This is a genomic window from Pseudomonas bubulae (genome assembly GCF_900618535.1).
GTDB lineage: Bacteria > Pseudomonadota > Gammaproteobacteria > Pseudomonadales > Pseudomonadaceae > Aquipseudomonas > Aquipseudomonas bubulae.
The window spans coordinates 51,500-72,204 of record NZ_UYJA01000003.1 but is presented as its reverse complement, the minus strand read 5'-3'; the positions used below and the strand labels follow the sequence as shown (position 1 = coordinate 72,204).

The window sequence follows — 20,705 nt, the reverse complement described above, 5'->3', positions numbered from 1 at the left end:
ATTTTAACTGTGGGAGCGAGCCTGCTCGCGAAAGTCGTTCGCGAGCAGGCTCGCTCCCACAGGGAGGGTTGACCGGCAACAGAGTATCTACGGGGGGTTATACATCTGCGTTCATCAGCACATTCACACCTGATGCCAGCACTGCCTTACACTGCACGCCTATGACCAACATCCCCCTGACCGAAATTACCGAACCCGCCGTTACCTGTTCAACGTGCGCGGCATGCTGCTGCCAGCTGGAAGTGATGCTGATCACCGATACCGGTGTGCCCGAGCGTTTTATTGCAGAGGATGACTGGGGCGGCGAAGTGATGCTGCGCCTGGATGATGGTTGGTGTGCGGCTTTGGACCGCAACACCATGATGTGCACCATCTATGAGCTTCGACCACTGATTTGCCGCGAGTTCGAAATGGGCGAAGTCGAATGCCTCAATGAACGCCAGGGCATTGCCACGGCGTATCGCTAAATACCTGCCCCTACAGCGGCATGGTGTAGTGCAGCGCATAACTTTCTACGCCGTCATTGGTGCTGGAGATCCCGGCATTGGAATAGTGGGTCGCACGTATGCCGACCTCATGACCACCGGCAAAGCGCAGGCCAAACCCCAAACGGTCTTCAAACTGGAAAGCTGTTCCCAGACGGTTGCCCTCCACTTCAGTGTGCGAGAACAACGCCACCCCGATCCCGGCTTCGAGATAGGGCTTTACGCTTCCACCGGCAAATTCGTACACCAGCACGGGCGAGAACGACAGGCTATTACTCGCGGATGACTTGTCACCTTCCCAGTAGGTATAAGCCCCATCCCAATAGCCGGTCAGACGCCCCACATCACTTTGTAGCCAGCTTTTGTCCCAATCAGATTTCAAGCCCAGACGGTAGGTCATGGTCGATTCGCTGGTGTGCCCCACCGCAAATTCAAGCCCGGCAGCCTGTGCAGTAAAACTTTGCCCCAGTGCAGCGGCTGCAAGCGCAGCCAAACAAAAAAGTCGCTTCATAAGAAAATCCTATTTTCATATGCCCATGTCAGTGGTTATGCGCTTCATCAGGCAGGTGTCATGAAGCATAAGTTCTGTTTTTTTACAGACCGAAGCTTCGCACAACGCCAGATTTATTCCACAACACAGGCAGGATATTTCCTAAGTGTTCAGGAGAAGCGCTGGTCCAGAACTGCGTTTCAGCAGGCGGGCCAGCTGCCAGCAAGCCGCGCTCAGCCAATAATCGCTTGAGCTGGCGCGCCACGGCGGCACCGGTGTCGATCAGGGTAATCGAACCAGGAAGCATCTGGCTTAGCAGAGGCTTGAGGAAGGGGTAATGCGTACAGCCAAGAATAATGGTGTCACAGCCCGCGGCCAGCAACGGTTCGACATAACCGCGCAACAAAGTACGCAAGGTATCGCTGTGCAGGTCGCCGGTTTCGATCAGCTCCACCAGGCCCGGGCATGGCTGAGTGACAACCCGCACATCGCTGGCAAAACGATCGAGCAAGGCGGCAAATTTGGCGCTCTGCAATGTGCCGGTCGTGGCGAGTACGCCTACCACACCACTGCGGGTGGCCGCTGCCGCCGGTTTGACCGCTGGCTCCATACCGACCATGGGCCAGGTCGGGTAACGCTGACGCAAATCCGCCACCGCAGCCACCGTTGCAGTATTACAGGCCAGCACCAGCGCCTTGGCGCCTTGCTGCTGGAAAAAATCAGCCATTACCGCGCAGCGCTGACGAATGAATTCGGGGCTTTTTTCGCCATAGGGGATATGCCCGCAGTCCGCCACATATAGCAGCGACTCGTTGGGCAATAGCGCGTGGATCTCCTTGAGTACCGACAAGCCACCGACGCCGGAGTCGAAAACGCCAATCGGCGCCTCACTCATGGCCAGTACCGCATACGCTGCAGGCCGGGTCGCGCTTGACCCGCAATTCGCGAAAACGCGTGCTCGAGGCATCGACCAGCAACAGCCGGCCCACCAGTGGCTCACCAAACCCGGCCAACACCTTGAGCGCTTCAAGGGCCTGCAAGCTGCCGATCACCCCCACCAGGGGACCAATGACGCCGGCTTCGCTGCAGGTCAGCTCCTCTTCGCTGCCATGCCCGTACAGGCAGTGATAGCAAGGGCTGGCACTCTGGCGCGAGTCAAACACCGACAGCTGCCCCTCAAGGCGAATCGCCGCGCCACTGACCAACGGCTTGCGCGCCGCAACACAGGCCTTGTTCACCGCTTCACGGGTGGCAAAGTTGTCGCAGCAGTCGAGCACCAGATCCACCGCGGCAACGGCGTCGGCCAGCGAATCGGCATCCAGCACCGAGCGGTGGGCAACCAGCTTGAGATGCGGATTGATCAGGCGCAGTCGGCGCAACGCCGAGTCCACCTTGCTCTCGCCAACATTGGCAGTGTCATGAATGATCTGACGCTGCAGATTGGTCAGGTCAACGCTGTCAAAGTCAGCCAGATGCAGCTCGCCGACACCGGCGGCGGCCAGGTACAGCGCGACGGGCGAGCCCAGCCCACCCAGCCCGACAATTAGCACACGGCTGTTTTTCAGCTTCAGCTGGCCATCGATATCAACCTGTTGCAACAGGATCTGTCGGCTATAGCGCAACAGCTCCTCGTCGGTCAGCACGGCAGGCGGCCCAATGTAATGCGTTCGTGGCCGCCCAGGTCCGTGCGGCTTTCAACCTCGGTAAAACCTGCGTCCTGCAACAGTTGGCGCACAGCTGCAGCCTGATCGTAACCGTGCTCCAGCATCAACCAGCCACCTGCATTCAAGTGCTGCGCAGAAGCGGTAATGATCTGGCGGATATCGTCCAGGCCATCGGCACCGGCAACCAGAGCGCTTTCAGGTTCGAAACGCACATCGCCTTGCGCCAGGTGAACATCACCGGCAGCAATATAGGGCGGGTTGCTGATAATCAGGTCAAAACGCTGGTCGTCCAGCGCGCTGAACCAATGGCTGGTAAACACATTGACGTTGTCGAGCTGCAAACGCTGGCGATTGCGCTCGGCCAGAGCCACGGCCTCAAGCACGCGGTCAACTGCCGTGACGTGCCAGGCGGCACGTTCACTGGCCAAAGCCAGGGCGATTGCACCGCTGCCAGTGCCCAGGTCCAGCACTTTGGCCGGGGTTGCGGGCAGCAGGGCCAGCGCGGTTTCCACCAGCAACTCGGTGTCCGGGCGCGGAATCAGCGTATGCGGCGCCACTTCCAGATCAAGGTTCCAGAAACCCTGCTGCCCCAGAATATAGGCCACCGGCTCACCGGCACGGCGGCGCAGCAAGTACTCGGCGAAGGTCAAGGCGGCTTCGCTGCTGACGATTTTTTCGGGCCATGTGTGCAGATAGCTGCGCGACTTGCCCAGGGCAGCGGCCAGCAGCAGCTCCGCATCAAGACGGGCCGTAGGTGAATCAGGCAGTTCAGCAGCACGCAACAAGCTGGCAATAATAGTCATTTATTCACCCAGGGCTGTCAGTTGATCAGCCTGAAACTCCGCCAATAAAGGCTCGATAACGGCATCAACGCCGCCAGCCAGTACGTCATCCAGGGAATACAGGGTCAGGTTGACACGATGGTCAGTCACTCGCCCCTGCGCGAAATTGTAAGTGCGGATGCGCTCGGAACGATCCCCCGAGCCCACCAGCGACTTGCGCTCGCTGGCAATGGCATTGGCCGCGGCGCTGGTTTGCTGGTCATTCAATTTGGCCGAGAGCCAGGACATCGCCCGCGCCCGGTTTTTATGCTGGGAACGCTCTTCCTGACACTCCACCACAATGCCCGAGGGCAAGTGAGTAATGCGGATGGCCGAGTCGGTCTTGTTGACGTGCTGGCCACCGGCTCCGGAGGAACGGTAGGTATCCACACGCAAATCGGCCGGGTTGATCTCGATGGCTTCCTGCTCATCGGGCTCTGGCAGCACCGCCACGGTACAGGCCGAGGTATGGATACGACCCTGGGATTCGGTTGCAGGTACACGCTGCACGCGGTGTACACCGGACTCGAACTTCAGCTTGGCGTAAACATTCTCACCTTCGACACGGGCAATGACTTCTTTATAGCCACCATGCTCGCCGATGCTTTCGGACAGGATTTCAACCCGCCAGCCACGGCGCTCGGCGTAGCGCGAGTACATGCGAAACAGATCACCGGCAAAAATCGCCGCTTCATCGCCACCGGTGCCGGCGCGAATTTCCAGAAACACGTTGCGCCCGTCATTCGGATCCTTGGGCAGCAGCATGCGTTGCAGGTCTTTTTCCAGTTCGATCAATCGCTCTTTGGCTTCACGAACTTCCTCGACTGCCATTTCGCGCATGTCCGGGTCGTTGTCCTTGAGCAACGCCTGGGCGCCTTCAAGGTCGGCCTGCACTTTGAGCCACTGCGCGTAAGCGGCAACAATGGGTTCAACTTCCGAGTATTCCTTGGAATAGGCGCGGAATTTGGTTTGATCGGAAATGACTTCGCCATCGCCAAGCAATGCGGTCAGTTCTTCAAAACGGTCCTGGAGGATGTCCAGTTTATTAAGCAGTGACGCTTTCATTACTATTTTTTATCCGCAGAGCTATGCGATGAGCCCTCACCGAGGGCAAAAAGTTCTTGGGCCATGGCCAGCGCATCGAGGCGGCCTTCGGCGGAAAGTTTTTTCAGTTGTACGCTGGGGGCATGAAGCAATTTGTTGGTCAGCCCGCGCGCCAGTTGTACCAGCACATCTTCCGGATTGCTGCCGTTGGCGAGCATGCGCTGGGCCTTTTGCAGCTCTTCGTCACGCAGGCGTTCGCTTTGCTGGCGGTAGGCCTTGAGCACATCCACAGCCGCCAGTTCACGCAGGCGCACCATAAAATCGTCAGCGCCTATGCTCACCAGCTCTTCTGCCGCCTGGGCCGCGCCCTGACGGCTCTTGAGGTTTTCGGCAACCACTTCGTGCAAGTCGTCGACGGTATAGAGGTACACGTCGTCCAGCTCACCGACTTCAGGCTCGATATCCCGGGGAACGGCAATATCGACCATAAAGATCGGTTTGTGCTTGCGCAGCTTCAGGGCGCTTTCGACCGCGCCCTTGCCCAAAATCGGCAATTGGCTGGCCGTGGAGCTGATCACGATGTCGCTGTGGACCAGCTCCTGGGGAATATCCGACAGCAGTACCGCGTGGGCGCCAAACTGCTCAGCCAAGGTACTGGCGCGTTCCAGGGTACGGTTGGCCACCACGATACGCTTTACTCCCAGGTCATGCAGGTGGCGGGCGACAAGGGTAATCGTCTCGCCCGCACCGATCAGCAAGGCCTGGCTGCGCTGCAGATCGCTGAAGATCTGCTTGGCCAGGCTCACCGCGGCAAAGGCCACCGAAACCGGGTTTTCACCGATGGCGGTGTCGGTGCGCACCTGTTTGGCCGAGTTGAACGTGGCCTGGAACAAGCGCCCCAACAACGGCCCGACCGTGCCCGCCTCACGCGCCACGGCATAGGCAGACTTCATCTGGCCGAGAATCTGCGGTTCGCCCAACACCAGCGAATCCAGGCCTGAAGCCACGCGCATCATGTGACGAACGGCTGCGTCGTCTTCATGGATATAGGCGCAGGCACGCAGTTCATCGAGGCTCAGGTCATGATAGTCCGCCAGCCATTGCAGCACACGGTCTGCCGAAAGGTGGTCCTGCTCTATATAGAGCTCGCTGCGATTGCAGGTGGAGAGGATCGCAGCTTCGCGACTGTCGGTTAGGCGGCAGAGCTGCTGCAAGGCCTCAACCAACTGCTCCGGAGTAAAAGCCACGCGCTCGCGGACGTCTACTGAAGCAGTCTTGTGGTTAATACCGAGTGCGAGGAAGGCCATTCAAGATCGCTGATGATGACAAGAAGCCGACAATTGTCCTACTTCGCCAGATTCAGAACAACCATTGCTGACTATTGTCTCTATAGTTAACGTCTGTTGAACACATCATCAGCCCCGGATATCGATAGTCGCACTTGTTATGGTTTGCACCATTGCATGTGTCATGATGCCCAGACCGCAGGTAAGTCGCCCATCTCTTATATGAATAGATCCTCCGCGTTGCTCCTCGCTCTCGTCCTTCTCAGTGGCTGCCAGGCTCTGGCCCCCACGTCCCCGGATGACTCATCCGCGGCAGAAGACGTTTCCTCCACCCCGGAAAAACCCACGGTCTACAGTTCGTTCAGCGAAGACACGCTGTACAGCCTGTTGAGCGCCGAGCTGGCCGGCCAGCGCAATCGTCTGGATATCGCCCTCGATAACTACGTGACGCAAGCGATCAACACGCAGGATCCGGGAGTTTCCGAACGCGCTTTCCGTATCGCCGAGTATCTGGGCGCCGACCAGGCCGCACTGGATACCTCGCTGATCTGGGTGAAAAACGCCCCGGACGATATCGAGGCGCAACGTGCTGCGGCCATTCAGCTGGCGCGTAACGGCCGCTATGACGAATCCCTGGTCTACATGGAAAAAGTCCTGCAGGCCAAGGGTGATACTCACTTCGATTTCCTGGCCCTGGCGGCCATAGAAACCGATGCAGATACCCGGGCAGGTCTGCAAAAAAGTTTTGACAGCCTGCTGGCCAAGCACCCGGACAACGGTCAGCTGATTTTCGGCAAGGCCTTGTTGATGCAACAGGACGGTGATGCCGAAGGCGCGCTGAAGCTACTGGAAAAGAACCCGCCGCAAAACGGCGAAGTCGCCCCGATTCTGTTGCGCGCCCGTTTGTTGCAAAGCCTCAACCGCGGCGATGAAGCGTTGCCCCTGCTGAAAAAAAGCGTCAGCCAGTACCCCGATGACAAGCGCCTGGGCCTGACCTATGCGCGCACCCTGGTCGAGCAGAACCGCATGACCGAGGCAAAAGTGCAGTTTGCCAGCCTGGTGGAGCAATACCCCGAAGACGATGAGCTGCGATTCTCGCTGGCACTGGTTTGCCTGGAAGGCAAATCCTGGGACGAAGCCGAAGGCTATCTGCAAGAGCTGATCGAGCGCGACAGCCATGTCGACTCGGCGCATCTGAACCTGGGCCGCATCGCCGAAGAACGCAATGATCCCGAGGGCGCACTGGTTGAGTACGCATTGGTAGGTCCCGGCAGCGAATACCTGCCCGCACAACTGCGCCAGGCGGACATCCTGATCAGCCATGGTCGCGGCGCCGAAGCCTCGAAAAAACTGGCCTCGGCCCGTGGTGCACAGCCCGACTACGCCATCCAGCTGTACTTGATAGAAGCCGAAACCCTGGCGGCGAACAACCAGACCGATCGCGCCTGGAACACGCTGCAACAAGCACTCAAGCAATACCCGGACGATCTCAACCTGCTGTATTCACGCGCCATGCTGGCCGAGAAACGTAACGATCTAGATCAGATGGAGCGGGATTTACGCGCCATCATCAAGCGTGAACCTGACAACGCCATGGCATTGAACGCCCTGGGCTATACGCTTTCGGATCGAACCACTCGCTACACGGAAGCCAAGGCGCTGATCCAGCAAGCCTATGATCTGAACCCGGACGACCCTGCTGTGCTCGACAGCCTGGGCTGGGTGAATTATCGCCTTGGCAATCTGGATGAGGCCGAACGCTTGCTGCGCCAGGCACTGGAGCGTTTCCCTGATCAGGAAGTAGCCGCTCATCTGGGCGAAGTGCTGTGGGCCAATGGCAAGCAGCGTGAAGCGAAAAAAATCTGGGGCACTTTTCTTAAAGAAAATCCTGACAGCCCTATTCTGCGCAAAACCATTTTGCGCCTGACCGGATCAGAGACTCTTTAACTCATGTTTTATCGTCACTTGCGCCATCTCGTGGTTTTCAGCCTGATTGCCGTGCTCGCCGGTTGCGCGGGCTTCGGCGCCCGCGAATCCGTAGAAGGCCACGGCAGCCCTGCCCTGTGGTCAGCCCACAAACAGCAATTGACCCGGCTCGACGGCTGGCAAATCAGCGGCAAAGTCGGCATTCGCGCCCCTAAAGAATCGGGCAGCGCCACGCTGTTCTGGCTGCAGCGCCAGGACTATTACGACATACGCCTTTCCGGTCCGCTGGGCCGCGGAGCCGCTCGCCTGACCGGGCGCCCGGGCAGCGTGCTTCTGGAAGTGGCCAATCAGGGCCGCTATGAAGCACCGACCCCTGAAGCGCTTTTGGGCGAACAATTGGGCTGGAGCCTGCCAGTGTCACATCTGGTCTGGTGGGTACGCGGCTTGCCTGCGCCCGGCAGCAAAAGCCGGGTAACATTGAATGCTGACAGCCGCCTGGCCAACCTGGAACAGGACGGCTGGAAAATCGAATATTTGAGCTATGTCGAGCAAAACGGCTTCTGGCTGCCTGAGCGGGTCAAGCTCCACGGCCCGGATCTGGATGTCACGCTCGTGGTTAAAGATTGGCAACCTCGCTTGTTGGGTCAATAAGATGCAAGACCGTCTGAATCGAAACACTCTGGTTTTGCCCTCACCGGCAAAGCTTAATCTGATGCTGCACATTCTCGGTCGTCGCGAAGATGGCTATCACGAACTGCAAACGCTGTTTCAATTTCTCGACTACGGCGATGAAATGACCTTTGCCGTGCGTGACGACGGAGTCATTTGCCTGCACACCGAATTCCCCGGTGTTGCTCATGACGACAATTTGATCGTCAAGGCCGCAAAAAAGCTTCAGGCACAATCCGCTTGCCCTCTGGGGATCGATATCTGGATCAAAAAAGTGTTGCCCATGGGCGGCGGCATCGGTGGCGGCAGTTCCAATGCCGCCACAACACTGCTCGCGCTCAACCATCTTTGGCAACTGGCCTGGGATGAAGACCGGCTGGCAGCGCTGGGCCTGACTCTTGGGGCCGACGTCCCGGTTTTCGTTCGTGGCCACGCCGCATTTGCTGAAGGTGTCGGCGAAATTCTTACGCCTGCCGAGCCAGAAGAACCCTGGTATCTGGTGCTTGTCCCGCAAGTATCTGTAAGTACTGCAGAAATATTTTCAGATCCGTTGTTGACACGTGACTCTTTGCCCATTAAAGTGCGCCCCGTTCCCAAGGGAAACAGCCGAAACGACTGCGAAGCAGTAGTGAAGGAGCGTTATCCAGAAGTACGTAACGCTTTGAATTTGTTAGGTAAATATACCGAAGCAAAATTAACTGGAACTGGAAGTTGTATATTTGGGGCCTTCCCAAACGAAGCAGATGCTGATAAAGTGCTGCACCTTCTTACAGAGACCCTTACAGGGTTTGTAGCAAAAGGAAGCAACGTTTCGATGTTGCATCGCAAGCTGCAAAATTTGTAAAAGGAAACGGGTACACGGTACTCGTAGCAACAGATACAGGGGCGTCGCCAAGCGGTAAGGCAGCAGGTTTTGATCCTGCCATGCGTTGGTTCGAATCCAGCCGCCCCTGCCATTTCTTATACTCATCCAGGTTACCCTCAGCCTTCAGGTACTGCGCGTGTCCAAGATGATGGTCTTTACGGGGAACGCTAACCCCGATCTGGCTCGGCGTGTCGTACGTCAGCTGCATATCCCACTCGGTGACATCTCTGTCGGCAAGTTTTCCGACGGCGAAATTACCGCTGAGATTAATGAAAATGTCCGCGGTAAAGACGTTTTCATCATTCAGCCGACTTGTGCTCCGACCAACGATAACCTGATGGAACTCGTCGTGATGGCTGATGCCTTCCGCCGCTCCTCAGCGACTCGTATTACTGCTGTTATTCCTTACTTTGGTTATGCCCGTCAGGATCGCCGTCCGCGTTCCGCACGTGTGGCTATCAGCGCAAAAGTTGTTGCTGACATGCTTACCGTAGTCGGCATCGATCGTGTTCTCACGGTTGATTTGCATGCTGACCAAATCCAGGGTTTCTTCGATATTCCTGTAGATAACATCTATGGCTCCCCAGTTTTGGTGGATGACATCGAAGATCAGCGCTTTGAGAACCTTATGATTGTGTCCCCGGATATCGGCGGCGTCGTGCGTGCACGTGCTGTTGCCAAATCCCTGGGCGTCGATCTGGGTATCATCGACAAACGCCGTGAGAAAGCCAATCACTCTGAAGTGATGCATATCATCGGTGATGTCGAAGGGCGTACCTGTATTCTGGTTGATGACATGGTCGATACCGCCGGCACGTTGTGCCACGCGGCTAAAGCCTTGAAAGAGCATGGTGCTTCCAAAGTGTTCGCCTACTGCACACACCCTGTGCTGTCGGGTCGGGCAATCGAGAATATCGAAAATTCCATGCTGGATGAGCTGGTGGTGACTAACACCATCCCGCTGTCCGCTGCCGCACAAGCCTGTTCGCGTATCCGCCAACTGGATATCGCACCGGTTGTGGCTGAAGCGGTTCGCCGCATCAGCAACGAAGAATCGATCAGCGCGATGTTCCGATAAGGGCCCTGCCCTTTCAGGACTTCTGCTGACGAAAAGCGCCCCGCCCCAGCAATCCGTTGGGGCGGGGCTTTTTTGCCCATACCGTCCATGGCGCTGGTCGCAAACGCCAGGGCGGATGTGGTTATTTTGGAGATACAACATGAACGATTTTACTCTGAATGCTGAAGTGCGTTCCGACCTGGGGAAAGGTGCGAGCCGCCGCCTGCGTCGTCTCGCAAGCCTGGTTCCAGCTGTAGTTTACGGTGGCGAAAAAGCCCCTGAATCCATCAGCATGCTGGCTAAAGAAGTTGCCAAACTGCTCGAAAACGAAGCTGCTTACAGCCACGTTATCGAACTGACCGTTGGCGGCGTTAAGCAAAACGTGATCATCAAAGCTCTGCAACGTCACCCGGCTAAAGGCCACGTGATGCACGCTGACTTCGTACGCGTTGTTGCTGGTCAAAAACTGACTGCAATCGTACCGGTTCACTTCGTTGGTGAAGCGGCTCCGATCAAGAAAGGCGGCGAGATCTCCCACGTTGTTGCGGAAATCGAAGTTTCCTGCCTGCCAAAAGACCTGCCTGAATTCATCGAAGTTGACCTGGCTAACGCTGAAGTCGGCTCGATCATTCACCTGTCGGACATCACCGCTCCTAAAGGCGTTGAGTTCGTAGCTCTGGCACACGGTAACGACCTGGCAGTAGCCAACGTTCACGCTCCACGTGTTGCACCAGAAGCAGCAGAGTAATTCATTACTCTGTCGTTGGAGTCTTGAGAAACATCGCGAGCTAACACGCAGCGAGTAAAGCGGACAAGATCGCGAAGTTTACTCACGTAAACCCGCTTTCTTGTCCGTTTTCGCCGCTAACCGTTAGCGGCGATGTTATCCACAACTCCATAGAAGGGCCCTTGTCGTGACCGCCATAAAACTGATCGTTGGCCTGGGAAATCCAGGCACCGAATACGAACAGACCCGGCATAACGCAGGGGCCCTTTTTGTTGAGCGTCTCGCGGCAGCCAATGGGGTAAACCTCGTTGCAGACCGCAAATATTTTGGCCTGACCGGGCGCTTCAGCCACCAGGGTCAGGATGTTCGTCTGTTGATTCCCACCACCTATATGAACCGAAGCGGCCAGGCCGTTGCGGCGCTTGCCGGTTTCTACCGCATTGCGCCGGAATCCATATTGGTGGCCCACGACGAACTCGATCTCCCGCCAGGCGTTGCCAAGCTCAAGCTGGGCGGCGGCCACGGAGGTCACAACGGATTGCGCGACATCATCGCGCAACTGGGGAACAACAAAGATTTCTACCGTCTGCGGCTTGGCATTGGCCACCCGGGCGTCGCCAGCATGGTGTCCAACTTTGTCCTCGGTCGTGCGCCACGCGCCGAACAGGAAAAACTGGATGCCAGCATCGATTTTGCCCTCGGCGTGCTGCCGGATATCCTCGCCGGGGAATGGAACCGTGCGATGAAAAACCTGCACAGCCAGAAGGCCTGACTCTTTTTCCGAGGGGAAACACCATGGGATTCAACTGCGGCATCGTCGGCCTGCCTAACGTCGGCAAGTCCACCCTGTTCAACGCCCTTACCAAGTCCGGTATCGCGGCCGAGAACTTCCCCTTCTGCACGATCGAGCCGAACACCGGTATCGTGCCGATGCCCGACCCACGCCTGGACGCGCTGGCTGCCATCGTCAAGCCACAGCGTATCCTGCCGACCACCATGGAGTTCGTTGATATCGCGGGCCTGGTGGCTGGCGCATCGAAAGGTGAAGGCCTGGGTAACAAGTTCCTGGCCAACATCCGTGAGACCGATGCCATCGCTCACGTGGTCCGCTGCTTTGAAGACGAAAACGTTATTCACGTTTCCAACAGCGTTGACCCAAAACGCGACATCGAAATCATCGACCTTGAGCTGATCTTCGCCGACCTCGACAGCTGCGAAAAGCAACTGCAGAAAGTCGCGCGCAATGCCAAAGGCGGTGACAAGGAAGCCGTAGCCCAAAAAGCCCTGCTGGAACAGCTGATCGCCCACTTCACCCTGGGCAAGCCGGCACGCAGCCTGATCAAGAACATGGACGCAGATGAGAAAGCCATCATCAAAGGCTTCCACCTGCTGACCACCAAGCCGGTGATGTACATCGCCAACGTGGCTGAAGACGGTTTTGAGAACAACCCGTTGCTGGACGTTGTGCTGGCTATCGCTGAAGAAGAAGGCGCGATCGTTGTTCCGGTCTGCAACAAGATCGAAGCAGAAATCGCCGAGCTGGATGACGGCGAAGAGAAAGACATGTTCCTGGAGGCCCTGGGCCTTGAAGAGCCTGGTCTTAACCGTGTGATTCGCGCCGGTTACGAAATGCTGGACCTGCAAACCTACTTCACCGCCGGCGTGCAGGAAGTTCGCGCCTGGACAGTAAAAGTAGGTGCGACCGCCCCTCAAGCAGCCGGTGTGATCCACACCGACTTCGAAAAAGGCTTTATCCGCGCTGAAGTTATCGCCTACGACGATTTCATCAAGTTCAACGGGGAAGCGGGCGCGAAAGAAGCCGGTAAGTGGCGTCTGGAAGGCAAGGAATACATCGTTAAAGACGGTGACGTCCTGCACTTCCGTTTCAACGTGTAATACAGCACACGTATAAAAAACCGCGCCCAGGCGCGGTTTTTTTTGGCCTGGCGTTTGTGGCGCACTCCGGGGCGCAACAACGGTCTATGGTTAACGCCATCTCACCTCATGATCGGGAGCCTCAATGATTCCCCGCGCCAAATTCCTCAGCCGCTATACCGACCCCATAGTCGAAAAAATCAAGGCCCGCTGGTCCCTGGGCTGGCGAGACGCCCTGGCCTCAGCCATTGCCGCCGCACTGGCGTGGATTATCGCCCGGCATTTTTTCGGTCACATACACCCCGTGTTTGCCGCAATCAGTGCCGTGGTGTGCCTGGCTCCAGGCCTGCCCAGTCATGGCAAGCAAGCGGTGGGCCTGATGGTGGGTGTCGCCACCGGGATCATCGTAGGCGAAGCCGCCTTGTGGTTGCCGGATGCTTACCCGTTGGTGCGTATTGGCTTTGCCACCTTCTCTGCCATCGCCATCGCGGCACTCTATGGCCTGGGGGCCGTGGTGCCCATCCAGGCCGGTGTATCGGCGGTGCTGATGCTGGCCGTAGGCCCGGAAAGTGCTGGCGTGGTACGGATGCTTGATGTGGTCGTGGGCTCATGCGTCGGGCTGGTTTTCAGCCAGATACTGCTGACCCCCAACCCGATCGGCATTATCGACAGCTCCGCCAAGGAGTTGCTCGAAAAGCTGGCGTCGGGATTCGGTAAAAGCCTGCAAGCTCTCGAAGGACAAGATGCGGCCAAGGCTCAAAATGCCGTGCAGATATTTTCCAGGGCCCACGACAGCCTTATTGCCCTGGAGAACGGCATCAGCATGGCCCGCAATACCGCCCGCTGGACCTTGCGCGGGCGCTTTGTATCACGGGAAGTCAAAGACATTGCCAGCCGTTACGAGCGCCACGCCGTGCGTTTATACGCCAGCTCCCTGTTGTTTGCAGAAGCCTTTGCCGATGCCTTGCGCAAGGAACAGGGCCCGGCACCGTCCTCCCTCCACGAACGGCTGGCAAACGTTGCTTCAGGGTGCGCCTCGATCGCCAGCGACGATGAACACCCGGTACTCATCCCCGTAGCCGGCGATGAATCGGCCGATGTTGTGTCAGCACCGTGGCAGCTGTGCATGCAGCACTTGAGCACCGTTGAAAGCGCCCTTCTGACCTTCGGATTTACGACTCAGGGCGATAGCAGAAAAAAGCCTGAATAAAAATACGAATAAATACCCGTTTACCCTTACCTCCACGAAGTCCGATCCATGGAGGTAAGGCACGCTATCCCTACGCCAATAAATACTAATCCTTACCGTGTCTATGTGTTTTAGCTCTCGACAGGCGGCCAGTTCAGGCCTTGGTTTAAACCGTCAACACCTTCAAACTATAAAATAAAAAGCGTTGTTTATACCTGTTTAACATTGCGAATTTCCCCTCACAAAAAAACATGGCGCCGGAGTATATTCAATGGGATCCTTTCGCCCGGACAAAGAGCCTTCAAGCCTATATTTTTTCGATGACACACAACTTCACGCTACTGTCAGAAATGCGGCAGCACAAAATATCGACATAATGCTTCATGGTGAAACAGGCACAGGCAAAGATACATTGGCCGAGCATCTGCATACCTTATCCGGGCGCCGTGGTCGTTATATCGCACTCAATTGCGCGGCCATCCCCGAGAGTCTGGCGGAAAGTCAGTTATTTGGTGTCACCCAGGGCGCATTCACCGGCGCCCTGCAATCACGAGCAGGATTTATAGAAGCTTCAGATAAAGGCACTCTGTACCTGGATGAAATAGACAGCATGCCGCTGACTTTGCAGGCCAAATTTTTGCGCGTTCTGGAAACCCGTGGTGTTGAGCGATTGGGCTCGACAACATTCATCCCCGTGGACATGCGTGTGATTGCCTCGGCCCAAACCTCCCTTGCGAAGTTGGTGGCACAAGGTCATTTCAGGTGCGACCTGTACTATCGCCTGAATGTCGTGAATCTGCACTTGCCGCCTTTGCGAGAACGACGCGAATACATTACCCCCTTGTTTATGGAGTTTATTCAGCGCGAGGCCCGGCATTTCAACTCATCCATACCGGTACCGAACACTTCGCTGCTACAACAGATCATCTGTCACGACTGGCCGGGCAATGTCAGGGAGTTGCGCTCCGCAGCAAAGCGCTTTGTGCTCGGGCTACCCCCGCTGGATACGTCTCCCTGTGAACATGAATCCACAATTCTAAATTTAAAAATGCGCCTGCAACAAATAGAAAAGCAGTTGATCGCAGACTGCATGCGACGCCACTTTAATTGTATCGATTCTGTGGTAATCGAACTTGGGATTGCCAAACGCACGCTGTACCACCGAATGAAACAATTAGACATTTACTGAGCAACCCCCACTGGAACTGCCTACATGGATATCGACACTTAAATAGCGAACAGACGTTCTGTTGCACTCCCGATACCGAACCAAAGAGGTACATACATGCTCCTTTTACTGTCACTTGTAATGCCCTTTGCGAGCCAGGTCCTCAACGCACTTGGCGGATTTGGAAACACAAGAATGCCCCCTGCAAACCCGGCAAATACTCACACCAAAAACATCGATCCTGCTCCAACGAACATATACATAAATAATAAAATTTCGTTCTGACCTTCCTAAAAAAAACCAAGAGGATACAGACCATGCTTGGAGCACTATTTGGACTCTTTGCAGGAATGGCGCGCGGTGCTGGCGACGACCCCCTCCAAGCGCAAAAAAACTTTGCGCGCGAACAGGAATGGAAAGCCGCCGCGGCCGCCATGCACAAAACGGGAGTTGACACGAGAAACGGCATAGCCGCCGGAGTAATGGACTCAAGTAGCAAGTCAATGAATGCAACCTTTGCAGCTGCCAAGGCCATCTCGTACTGATTTTATTCATACCGCCCCATCTCGAATGGGGCATCCGGCCAATCGGGGCGTGCAGCCACACAAGCATGCAACTACAACTCACAGCTTGAGGTTTCAAATGAAAACCCACTTTCCTTCGAAGCTCCCCCAGGCCGTCTTGAGTGCCTCTGAACTACCCTCGAACACCCCCGAACTGGCCGATATCCATTGGTTCAACGCCTCTTTGCTTGCCACGGCAACTAAAGCAACCAATACCGAGATATCCGATAAATTGACCAGCCACCCACTCAAACAGCGCTCTGCACTTTTAGCGGGTCTGTCGAGTACCGCCGCAAGGGCCCTGCAAAAAGCCAGTACCAGCACCGACCCCCTCGACATGCTCAAATCCACCCGGGCCCTGTCGGCGCTCCACCTTGAGACCGTGCTGAGCGCCAAGATGATCAGCAAGACGTCACAAGCCATCGAAAAACTCACCAATCTGTCTTAGGTAACCGCATGGCAGCGCGCCTGATCAAGAGCGTGTGTTTCCTGCTCGTGCTGGCCGTCACCGGTTGTGGTGAAAGCGTGGTGCTTCACAGCCAGCTCTCCGAACAGGAGGCCAATGCAGTCATTGCAGAACTGGCAGACAAACAGGTCCACGCTCAAAAAGTCCCCGATAAAAATGGCATTTCCATTCGTGTCAGAACAGAAGCTATCAGCCGGGCGATTAACTCGCTGTCGGCGGCTGGCCTGCCCAGAACAAAGCGCTCCACACTGGGTGATATTTTTCGCAAGGAAGGTGTCATTTCTACGCCACTTGAGGAGCGCGCCCGTTACATCTATGCGCTGTCACAAGAGCTTGAAGCCACACTGTCGAGCATTGACGGGGTGATAGTCGCGCGCGTGCATGTGGTACTGCCCGAGCGTGTGGCGCCAGGTGAGGCCGTGCAGCCCGCATCCGCTTCGGTGTTTATCAAACACGATGCCAGACTGGACCCCGACGGCATCCAGTCGCGGGTACGGCGGATGGTTGCCAGCAGCATTCCGGGCATGGCAATGGCAATCGACAACCCGCACAAAATAACCACGGTTTTTGTTCTTGCCGCCGCGTTTCAGGACAACCAGCAACTGCTGTTCTTCGGACCTTTTCTGGTGCCGCAGCAAGACCTGGGGTTCTGGAAAAGCCTGTTCGCTGCACTGGTGACAGGGTGCCTGCTGGCAATCATTACGCCAGTTGTATGGTTAAAGCTGCGCAAAAAGGGCTCTGCATGAATGACATTGATGCCTGGGTACAGTGGTGGGCCTTGCCATGGCGCTACGCTCATCCGCACTGGCAGATCCTTGACGCATCGCCCGCCTTGCTGCGCAACCAGCATGCAGGCGCCAGCAAGAGCTTGGGTATCGCCCCCTGCCTGCCCTGTGCGCCCACAACCAGCCTGATGCAGCTGGCACTGGCGCAACCGGCGCACTATGACGCGTTGCTGCAAAGGGTCGAGCGTATCTGCCGTACTACACCTTCTGCTGCACGGGATGACACGCAGCGTTTGTGGTGCCAGCGCCTTGCCAGGGCTTTGCACACGCAGGACTGGCTCGAGCCCGCCGACGATCCCTTGCAACTGCTCAGAGCATGGCTCGAACCACCGGTCTGGCAGAGGTTGCGACTGCGCTTTGCCCCTGCACGGATCGAAACGCTGGAGCAAAAACCGGTGCCGGCCATTTCACCGGCCAAACTCCGAACGCTCTGGCAAACAGTGTTGTGGCACACACGACCCCGCGACGAGGGGCACAACCATGCTGACACGCCGCACGATTGAGCTGCAGCCAGGCGCAACCGGGCTGCCCCAGGTACTGATCAGCAGCCAGAACCTGATCGATTGCGGCCTGGCCAATGAGGTGCTGGCCCAGGCACGTGCCCAGGCAGACGAACTGCTGAGCAACGCTGAAAACGCTGCCGATACGCTGCTGCAAAAGGCCCACAGCGAATTCTGGCAACAGGCCAATGCCCATCTGGCGCGTTGGCAACAGGAACATGGCGCCTTGTGCCAAGCGATTGAAACCAGCGCCTCGCAAGTGGTCAATCAGGCTCTGGAGCGATTGCTCGGTGAGGTGCCGCCACAGATGCGAATCAATGCCTTGCTGGCGCAACTGCTGCCAGCCCAATGCCCGCCATTGAATGCAACCCTGCGCTGCCACCCGCAGATGCTTGCACCTATACGGCAGTGGCTAAGCACCCGCCCGGATACCGCATGGCAACTGCAAGCAGATGAACGCCTCGACCCCTTCGCTCTGGTGCTGGTCACTGCGCAACACGACCTGCGCATTGACTGGGCCACAACGCTCAAGGCGCTGCTGATCCCCATGACCACTGATGGAACTGATCCGGCAGGAGCTACCACTGAGTGGTGAGTATTGACTGATGGAGGTTCTATGGCTTCGTTCGAAAGCATTCAGCGTCGCATTGACACCCGCTTTATCCAGGCCCAAAAAAAACTGGAGGAGATCGCCCTGAACAATCAAGCAAGCCCCGAAGACATGCAGCGCTTCCTCGACGCTTCACAAAAAATGGCCATTGCCAGTTTCTCGATCAACGAGCAAACCCGATTCAAGCACAGCCTGACCAAAAGCATTATTGATGCCGTGCAGTGATGCTCAGGTTCAAGCACTCCTTGCAACGGACCCTGTTGCCAGCTCTTTTTTTGCTAGCCAACGGGGCGATGGCCGCCGTTCCACAGGAGTGGCAAAAAACGCCTTATGCCCATGAAGCCAATAACCTGTCAGTGCCTGATTTTCTAGGGGCCTTTGCCCATACCGTGGGCCTGCAACTACAGATTGATGGCGCGCTTCAAGGCGTCGTAAACGGCAAGCTACGCGCCGACACGCTCACCGGTTTAATGGAGCGGCTTGCACTGGAACACCGTTTCCAGTGGTTTGTGCATAACAACACGCTCTACATCAGTTCGCTTGACCAGCAGACCACGAGCCGCCTTGAAGTTGCGGACGATACCATTGCCGATCTGAAGCAGGCCCTGACCCGGATAGGCCTGCTGGATGAGCGTTTCGGCTGGGGCGAGTTGCCGGATATCGGCGTGGTACTGGTGTCCGGGCCCAAACGCTATATCGAGCAGATCAGGCAGTTCAGTCGCAAACGGGCAGAACCCGTCAATAAACAGGATGTGCTGACTTTCACACTGCAGTTCGCCAATGCGGCAGACCGGCAGATCGATTATCGGGGCGAAAAACTGAGTGTGCCCGGTATCGCCAGCTTGTTGCGCGGGTTGCTCGATACCAAGTCATCGAGCCCGTTCGCTGCTCCCTCCCCCGGCCCCTCGCCAGTATCCGGCACGGCCTCCCCCATGCCTTATTCAAGCAATCCACCACTGCCCGCGCTCACCGCCGATTTGAAATCATCAGGCCTGAACGCCATCCGCGTGGAGGCCGATGTACGTAACAACAGCGTGTTGATCTACGACGCCAGCGAACGCGGGACGCTCTATCAGGCACTGATCGCCAAGCTCGATGTCCCGCGCAAACTCGTGGAAATAGACGCCGTGATTCTCGATATCAACCGCACCCAACTCAACGAACTGGGGACGAAATGGGGCTTTCAGAGCGGCCGTTTCGGGATGGCTACTGGGTTGTCGGGCACTTCCCCGACAACCGTGTCCATGATCCAGGCTGACCGTTTTGCAGCCGAGATCAAGGCGCTTGAAGCCCGCGGGCTGGCAACGGTGGTATCCAACCCCTCGATCATGACCCTGGAAAACCAGCCCGCTGTTATCGATTTCAATCGCACGCAATATATCCAGGCCGTCGGTGAGGGCGTGGCCAACATCATGCCGGTCACCACCGGCACCAGTTTCCAGGTCATACCCCGGGTAATCGAAGCCAGTGGCGCCAATCAGATTCACCTGATCATCGATATCGAAGACGGCACCTTTGCCGATAACACAGGGCAGCATTCCACACCGGATGTTCGCAAAGGCAACATCAGTACCCAGGCAGTGATCCACGAAAAACAATCCCTGGTCATCGGCGGTTTTCATGTCGCTGAAGAGGTCGACAGCCGCAATCGAGTCCCCGTATTGGGAAATATCCCCTGGCTGGGCAAGCTGCTGTTTTCGTCCACGCAGAACACTAAAAATCGCCGTGAGCGGCTGTTTATCCTGACACCCCGCCTGATTGGCGACCAGACCAACCCTGCCCGCTACCTGCCACAATCGGATCAGGCGCAACTGGAGGCAGCGCTGACCCAATTGAGACGGCGTGATGCGAAGCAGCCAGTGATTCAGCGCTCCGATATTACCCGGGTGTTCCGCCAACTGGTCACGGGCCACGTGCCTGGCCGGTTCACAGCGATGCCGATGCCGCCCCGGACGGGCAGCCTGTGCAAAGCGTTCACGTCTCTGAAGGTCGATACCGCGCGTCATCAGTGGTACGAAAGTGAGGACTACAACGTGGCCCTACTGGTATTGCACAACCAGAGCCAGAGCCGGGTGCGCGTCGATGAACGTGATTGCAGCACTGCCGGCACCCTGGCGGTGAGTATCTGGCCGACTCCGTGGCTGGCGCCCGGCGAACGTGCGGAGGTGTTTATCGCGACACGAGCACCCGACCCCGACGAACAATCAAGCGTGTCTCGGCCATCATTGCTGGAGGCCACGCCATGACTCGGCTGATCGCAGTTGCCATGGCGGCGGCCCTGGCTGGACTGTTGCAAGGCTGCACCTCGGATTGCCGTACAGACCTGTGCGCGCGCCCGGCCTCCAGCGCCAGGACGCTGGTGATCTGGTGGCCACCACACATGCGTACAGATACAGGCTCGTATGCTGAACGTTCAGACCATCACGTTGTGCCTCTGGAACCCTAGATCAACCGTGCAACGACCCATTGCCCCGGTGATCTGAAGACATTCAAACCCACGCATCCGATCCTGCGC

The 20,705-nt window shown here is 57.0% G+C and carries 24 protein-coding genes and 1 tRNA gene; 19 read left to right on the top strand and 6 right to left on the bottom strand.

Annotated features, from left to right (window positions below; genetic code table 11):
* The first annotated feature begins 161 nt into the window (after nucleotides 1–161).
* Nucleotides 162–467 carry a YkgJ family cysteine cluster protein gene (locus PPTH39_RS11225; protein ID WP_095001104.1) on the top strand — a complete coding sequence of 102 codons (306 nt, stop codon included), beginning with the start codon at nucleotides 162–164 and terminating at the stop codon, nucleotides 465–467.
* Between the two features lie 10 nt (nucleotides 468–477).
* Here PPTH39_RS11225 and PPTH39_RS11220 read toward each other — a convergent pair whose 3' ends face one another.
* From PPTH39_RS11220 to hemA, 6 genes are all read right to left on the bottom strand, one after another.
* Nucleotides 478–996, bottom strand: coding sequence for an acyloxyacyl hydrolase (locus PPTH39_RS11220; protein WP_095001103.1), 519 nt, complete (start codon nucleotides 994–996; stop codon nucleotides 478–480).
* A gap of 82 nt (nucleotides 997–1,078) precedes the next feature.
* Complete coding sequence (gene murI, locus PPTH39_RS11215; protein WP_095001102.1) at nucleotides 1,079–1,870, bottom strand: glutamate racemase; 792 nt, start codon at nucleotides 1,868–1,870, stop codon at nucleotides 1,079–1,081.
* Nucleotides 1,863–2,618 (bottom strand): molybdopterin-synthase adenylyltransferase MoeB, encoded by a 756-nt coding sequence (locus tag PPTH39_RS11210; RefSeq protein WP_095031454.1) that lies wholly within the window; start codon nucleotides 2,616–2,618, stop codon nucleotides 1,863–1,865. Before PPTH39_RS11210 ends, murI begins: the two co-directional genes overlap by 8 nt.
* A complete protein-coding gene (prmC, locus tag PPTH39_RS11205; protein ID WP_095024934.1) occupies nucleotides 2,612–3,442 on the bottom strand; it encodes a peptide chain release factor N(5)-glutamine methyltransferase in 831 nt (276 codons plus the stop codon). Before prmC ends, PPTH39_RS11210 begins: the two co-directional genes overlap by 7 nt.
* Nucleotides 3,443–4,525, bottom strand: coding sequence for a peptide chain release factor 1 (gene prfA / locus PPTH39_RS11200; protein WP_095003173.1), 1,083 nt, complete (start codon nucleotides 4,523–4,525; stop codon nucleotides 3,443–3,445).
* 2 nt (nucleotides 4,526–4,527) lie between these two features.
* Nucleotides 4,528–5,811, bottom strand: coding sequence for a glutamyl-tRNA reductase (hemA, locus tag PPTH39_RS11195; protein ID WP_095003174.1), 1,284 nt, complete (start codon nucleotides 5,809–5,811; stop codon nucleotides 4,528–4,530).
* A 201-nt stretch (nucleotides 5,812–6,012) separates the two neighbouring features.
* Here hemA and PPTH39_RS11190 point away from each other — a divergent pair, with 201 nt between their 5' ends.
* From PPTH39_RS11190 to hrpT, 18 genes are all read left to right on the top strand, one after another.
* Nucleotides 6,013–7,737, top strand: coding sequence for a tetratricopeptide repeat protein (locus PPTH39_RS11190; RefSeq protein WP_130871981.1), 1,725 nt, complete (start codon nucleotides 6,013–6,015; stop codon nucleotides 7,735–7,737).
* A gap of 3 nt (nucleotides 7,738–7,740) precedes the next feature.
* The gene (gene lolB, locus PPTH39_RS11185; RefSeq protein ID WP_095003176.1) at nucleotides 7,741–8,367 is read left to right on the top strand and encodes a lipoprotein insertase outer membrane protein LolB; all 627 of its coding nucleotides are present in this window, start codon (nucleotides 7,741–7,743) and stop codon (nucleotides 8,365–8,367) included.
* A gap of 1 nt (nucleotide 8,368) precedes the next feature.
* Nucleotides 8,369–9,229, top strand: coding sequence for a 4-(cytidine 5'-diphospho)-2-C-methyl-D-erythritol kinase (gene ispE / locus PPTH39_RS11180; protein ID WP_371926134.1), 861 nt, complete (start codon nucleotides 8,369–8,371; stop codon nucleotides 9,227–9,229).
* A 37-nt stretch (nucleotides 9,230–9,266) separates the two neighbouring features.
* A tRNA-Gln gene (locus PPTH39_RS11175) sits at nucleotides 9,267–9,341 on the top strand.
* Nucleotides 9,342–9,386: 45 nt separating this feature from the next.
* Nucleotides 9,387–10,328, top strand: coding sequence for a ribose-phosphate pyrophosphokinase (locus PPTH39_RS11170; RefSeq protein ID WP_019825119.1), 942 nt, complete (start codon nucleotides 9,387–9,389; stop codon nucleotides 10,326–10,328).
* 139 nt (nucleotides 10,329–10,467) lie between these two features.
* On the top strand, nucleotides 10,468–11,055 hold the full coding sequence (locus PPTH39_RS11165; protein ID WP_095003177.1) for a 50S ribosomal protein L25/general stress protein Ctc: 588 nt from the start codon (nucleotides 10,468–10,470) through the stop codon (nucleotides 11,053–11,055).
* Between the two features lie 166 nt (nucleotides 11,056–11,221).
* Nucleotides 11,222–11,806: an aminoacyl-tRNA hydrolase gene (gene pth / locus PPTH39_RS11160; protein WP_016781749.1), complete on the top strand. Its 585-nt coding sequence runs from the start codon at nucleotides 11,222–11,224 to the stop codon at nucleotides 11,804–11,806.
* A gap of 23 nt (nucleotides 11,807–11,829) precedes the next feature.
* The gene (gene ychF, locus PPTH39_RS11155; protein ID WP_086798695.1) at nucleotides 11,830–12,930 is read left to right on the top strand and encodes a redox-regulated ATPase YchF; all 1,101 of its coding nucleotides are present in this window, start codon (nucleotides 11,830–11,832) and stop codon (nucleotides 12,928–12,930) included.
* A gap of 124 nt (nucleotides 12,931–13,054) precedes the next feature.
* Entirely contained in the window at nucleotides 13,055–14,119 is a 1,065-nt protein-coding gene (locus tag PPTH39_RS11150; RefSeq protein ID WP_130871980.1) for an FUSC family protein, read from the top strand.
* 250 nt (nucleotides 14,120–14,369) lie between these two features.
* A complete protein-coding gene (locus tag PPTH39_RS11145) occupies nucleotides 14,370–15,287 on the top strand; it encodes a sigma 54-interacting transcriptional regulator (protein WP_130871979.1) in 918 nt (305 codons plus the stop codon).
* A 296-nt stretch (nucleotides 15,288–15,583) separates the two neighbouring features.
* Nucleotides 15,584–15,811, top strand: a complete 228-nt coding sequence (locus PPTH39_RS11140) for a type III secretion system major pilin HrpA (protein WP_095003180.1) — start codon at nucleotides 15,584–15,586, stop codon at nucleotides 15,809–15,811.
* Between the two features lie 97 nt (nucleotides 15,812–15,908).
* Nucleotides 15,909–16,277 carry an EscI/YscI/HrpB family type III secretion system inner rod protein gene (locus tag PPTH39_RS11135; RefSeq protein WP_095003181.1) on the top strand — a complete coding sequence of 123 codons (369 nt, stop codon included), beginning with the start codon at nucleotides 15,909–15,911 and terminating at the stop codon, nucleotides 16,275–16,277.
* A gap of 8 nt (nucleotides 16,278–16,285) precedes the next feature.
* On the top strand, nucleotides 16,286–17,041 hold the full coding sequence (sctJ, locus tag PPTH39_RS11130; protein WP_095019656.1) for a type III secretion system inner membrane ring lipoprotein SctJ: 756 nt from the start codon (nucleotides 16,286–16,288) through the stop codon (nucleotides 17,039–17,041).
* Nucleotides 17,038–17,583, top strand: a complete 546-nt coding sequence (locus tag PPTH39_RS11125; RefSeq protein ID WP_095021243.1) for a type III secretion protein — start codon at nucleotides 17,038–17,040, stop codon at nucleotides 17,581–17,583. Before sctJ ends, PPTH39_RS11125 begins: the two co-directional genes overlap by 4 nt.
* Nucleotides 17,561–18,175, top strand: a complete 615-nt coding sequence (sctL, locus tag PPTH39_RS11120) for a type III secretion system stator protein SctL (RefSeq protein ID WP_130871978.1) — start codon at nucleotides 17,561–17,563, stop codon at nucleotides 18,173–18,175. The genes PPTH39_RS11125 and sctL overlap by 23 nt, the downstream gene beginning before the upstream one ends.
* A 21-nt stretch (nucleotides 18,176–18,196) precedes the next feature.
* The gene (locus PPTH39_RS11115; RefSeq protein ID WP_095019658.1) at nucleotides 18,197–18,415 is read left to right on the top strand and encodes a type III secretion protein HrpF; all 219 of its coding nucleotides are present in this window, start codon (nucleotides 18,197–18,199) and stop codon (nucleotides 18,413–18,415) included.
* Nucleotides 18,416–18,450: 35 nt separating this feature from the next.
* Nucleotides 18,451–20,436, top strand: a complete 1,986-nt coding sequence (gene sctC / locus PPTH39_RS11110) for a type III secretion system outer membrane ring subunit SctC (protein WP_232527632.1) — start codon at nucleotides 18,451–18,453, stop codon at nucleotides 20,434–20,436.
* Nucleotides 20,433–20,636 carry an HrpT family type III secretion system protein gene (gene hrpT / locus PPTH39_RS11105; protein WP_095019660.1) on the top strand — a complete coding sequence of 68 codons (204 nt, stop codon included), beginning with the start codon at nucleotides 20,433–20,435 and terminating at the stop codon, nucleotides 20,634–20,636. Before sctC ends, hrpT begins: the two co-directional genes overlap by 4 nt.
* Nucleotides 20,637–20,705: the final 69 nt, after the last annotated feature.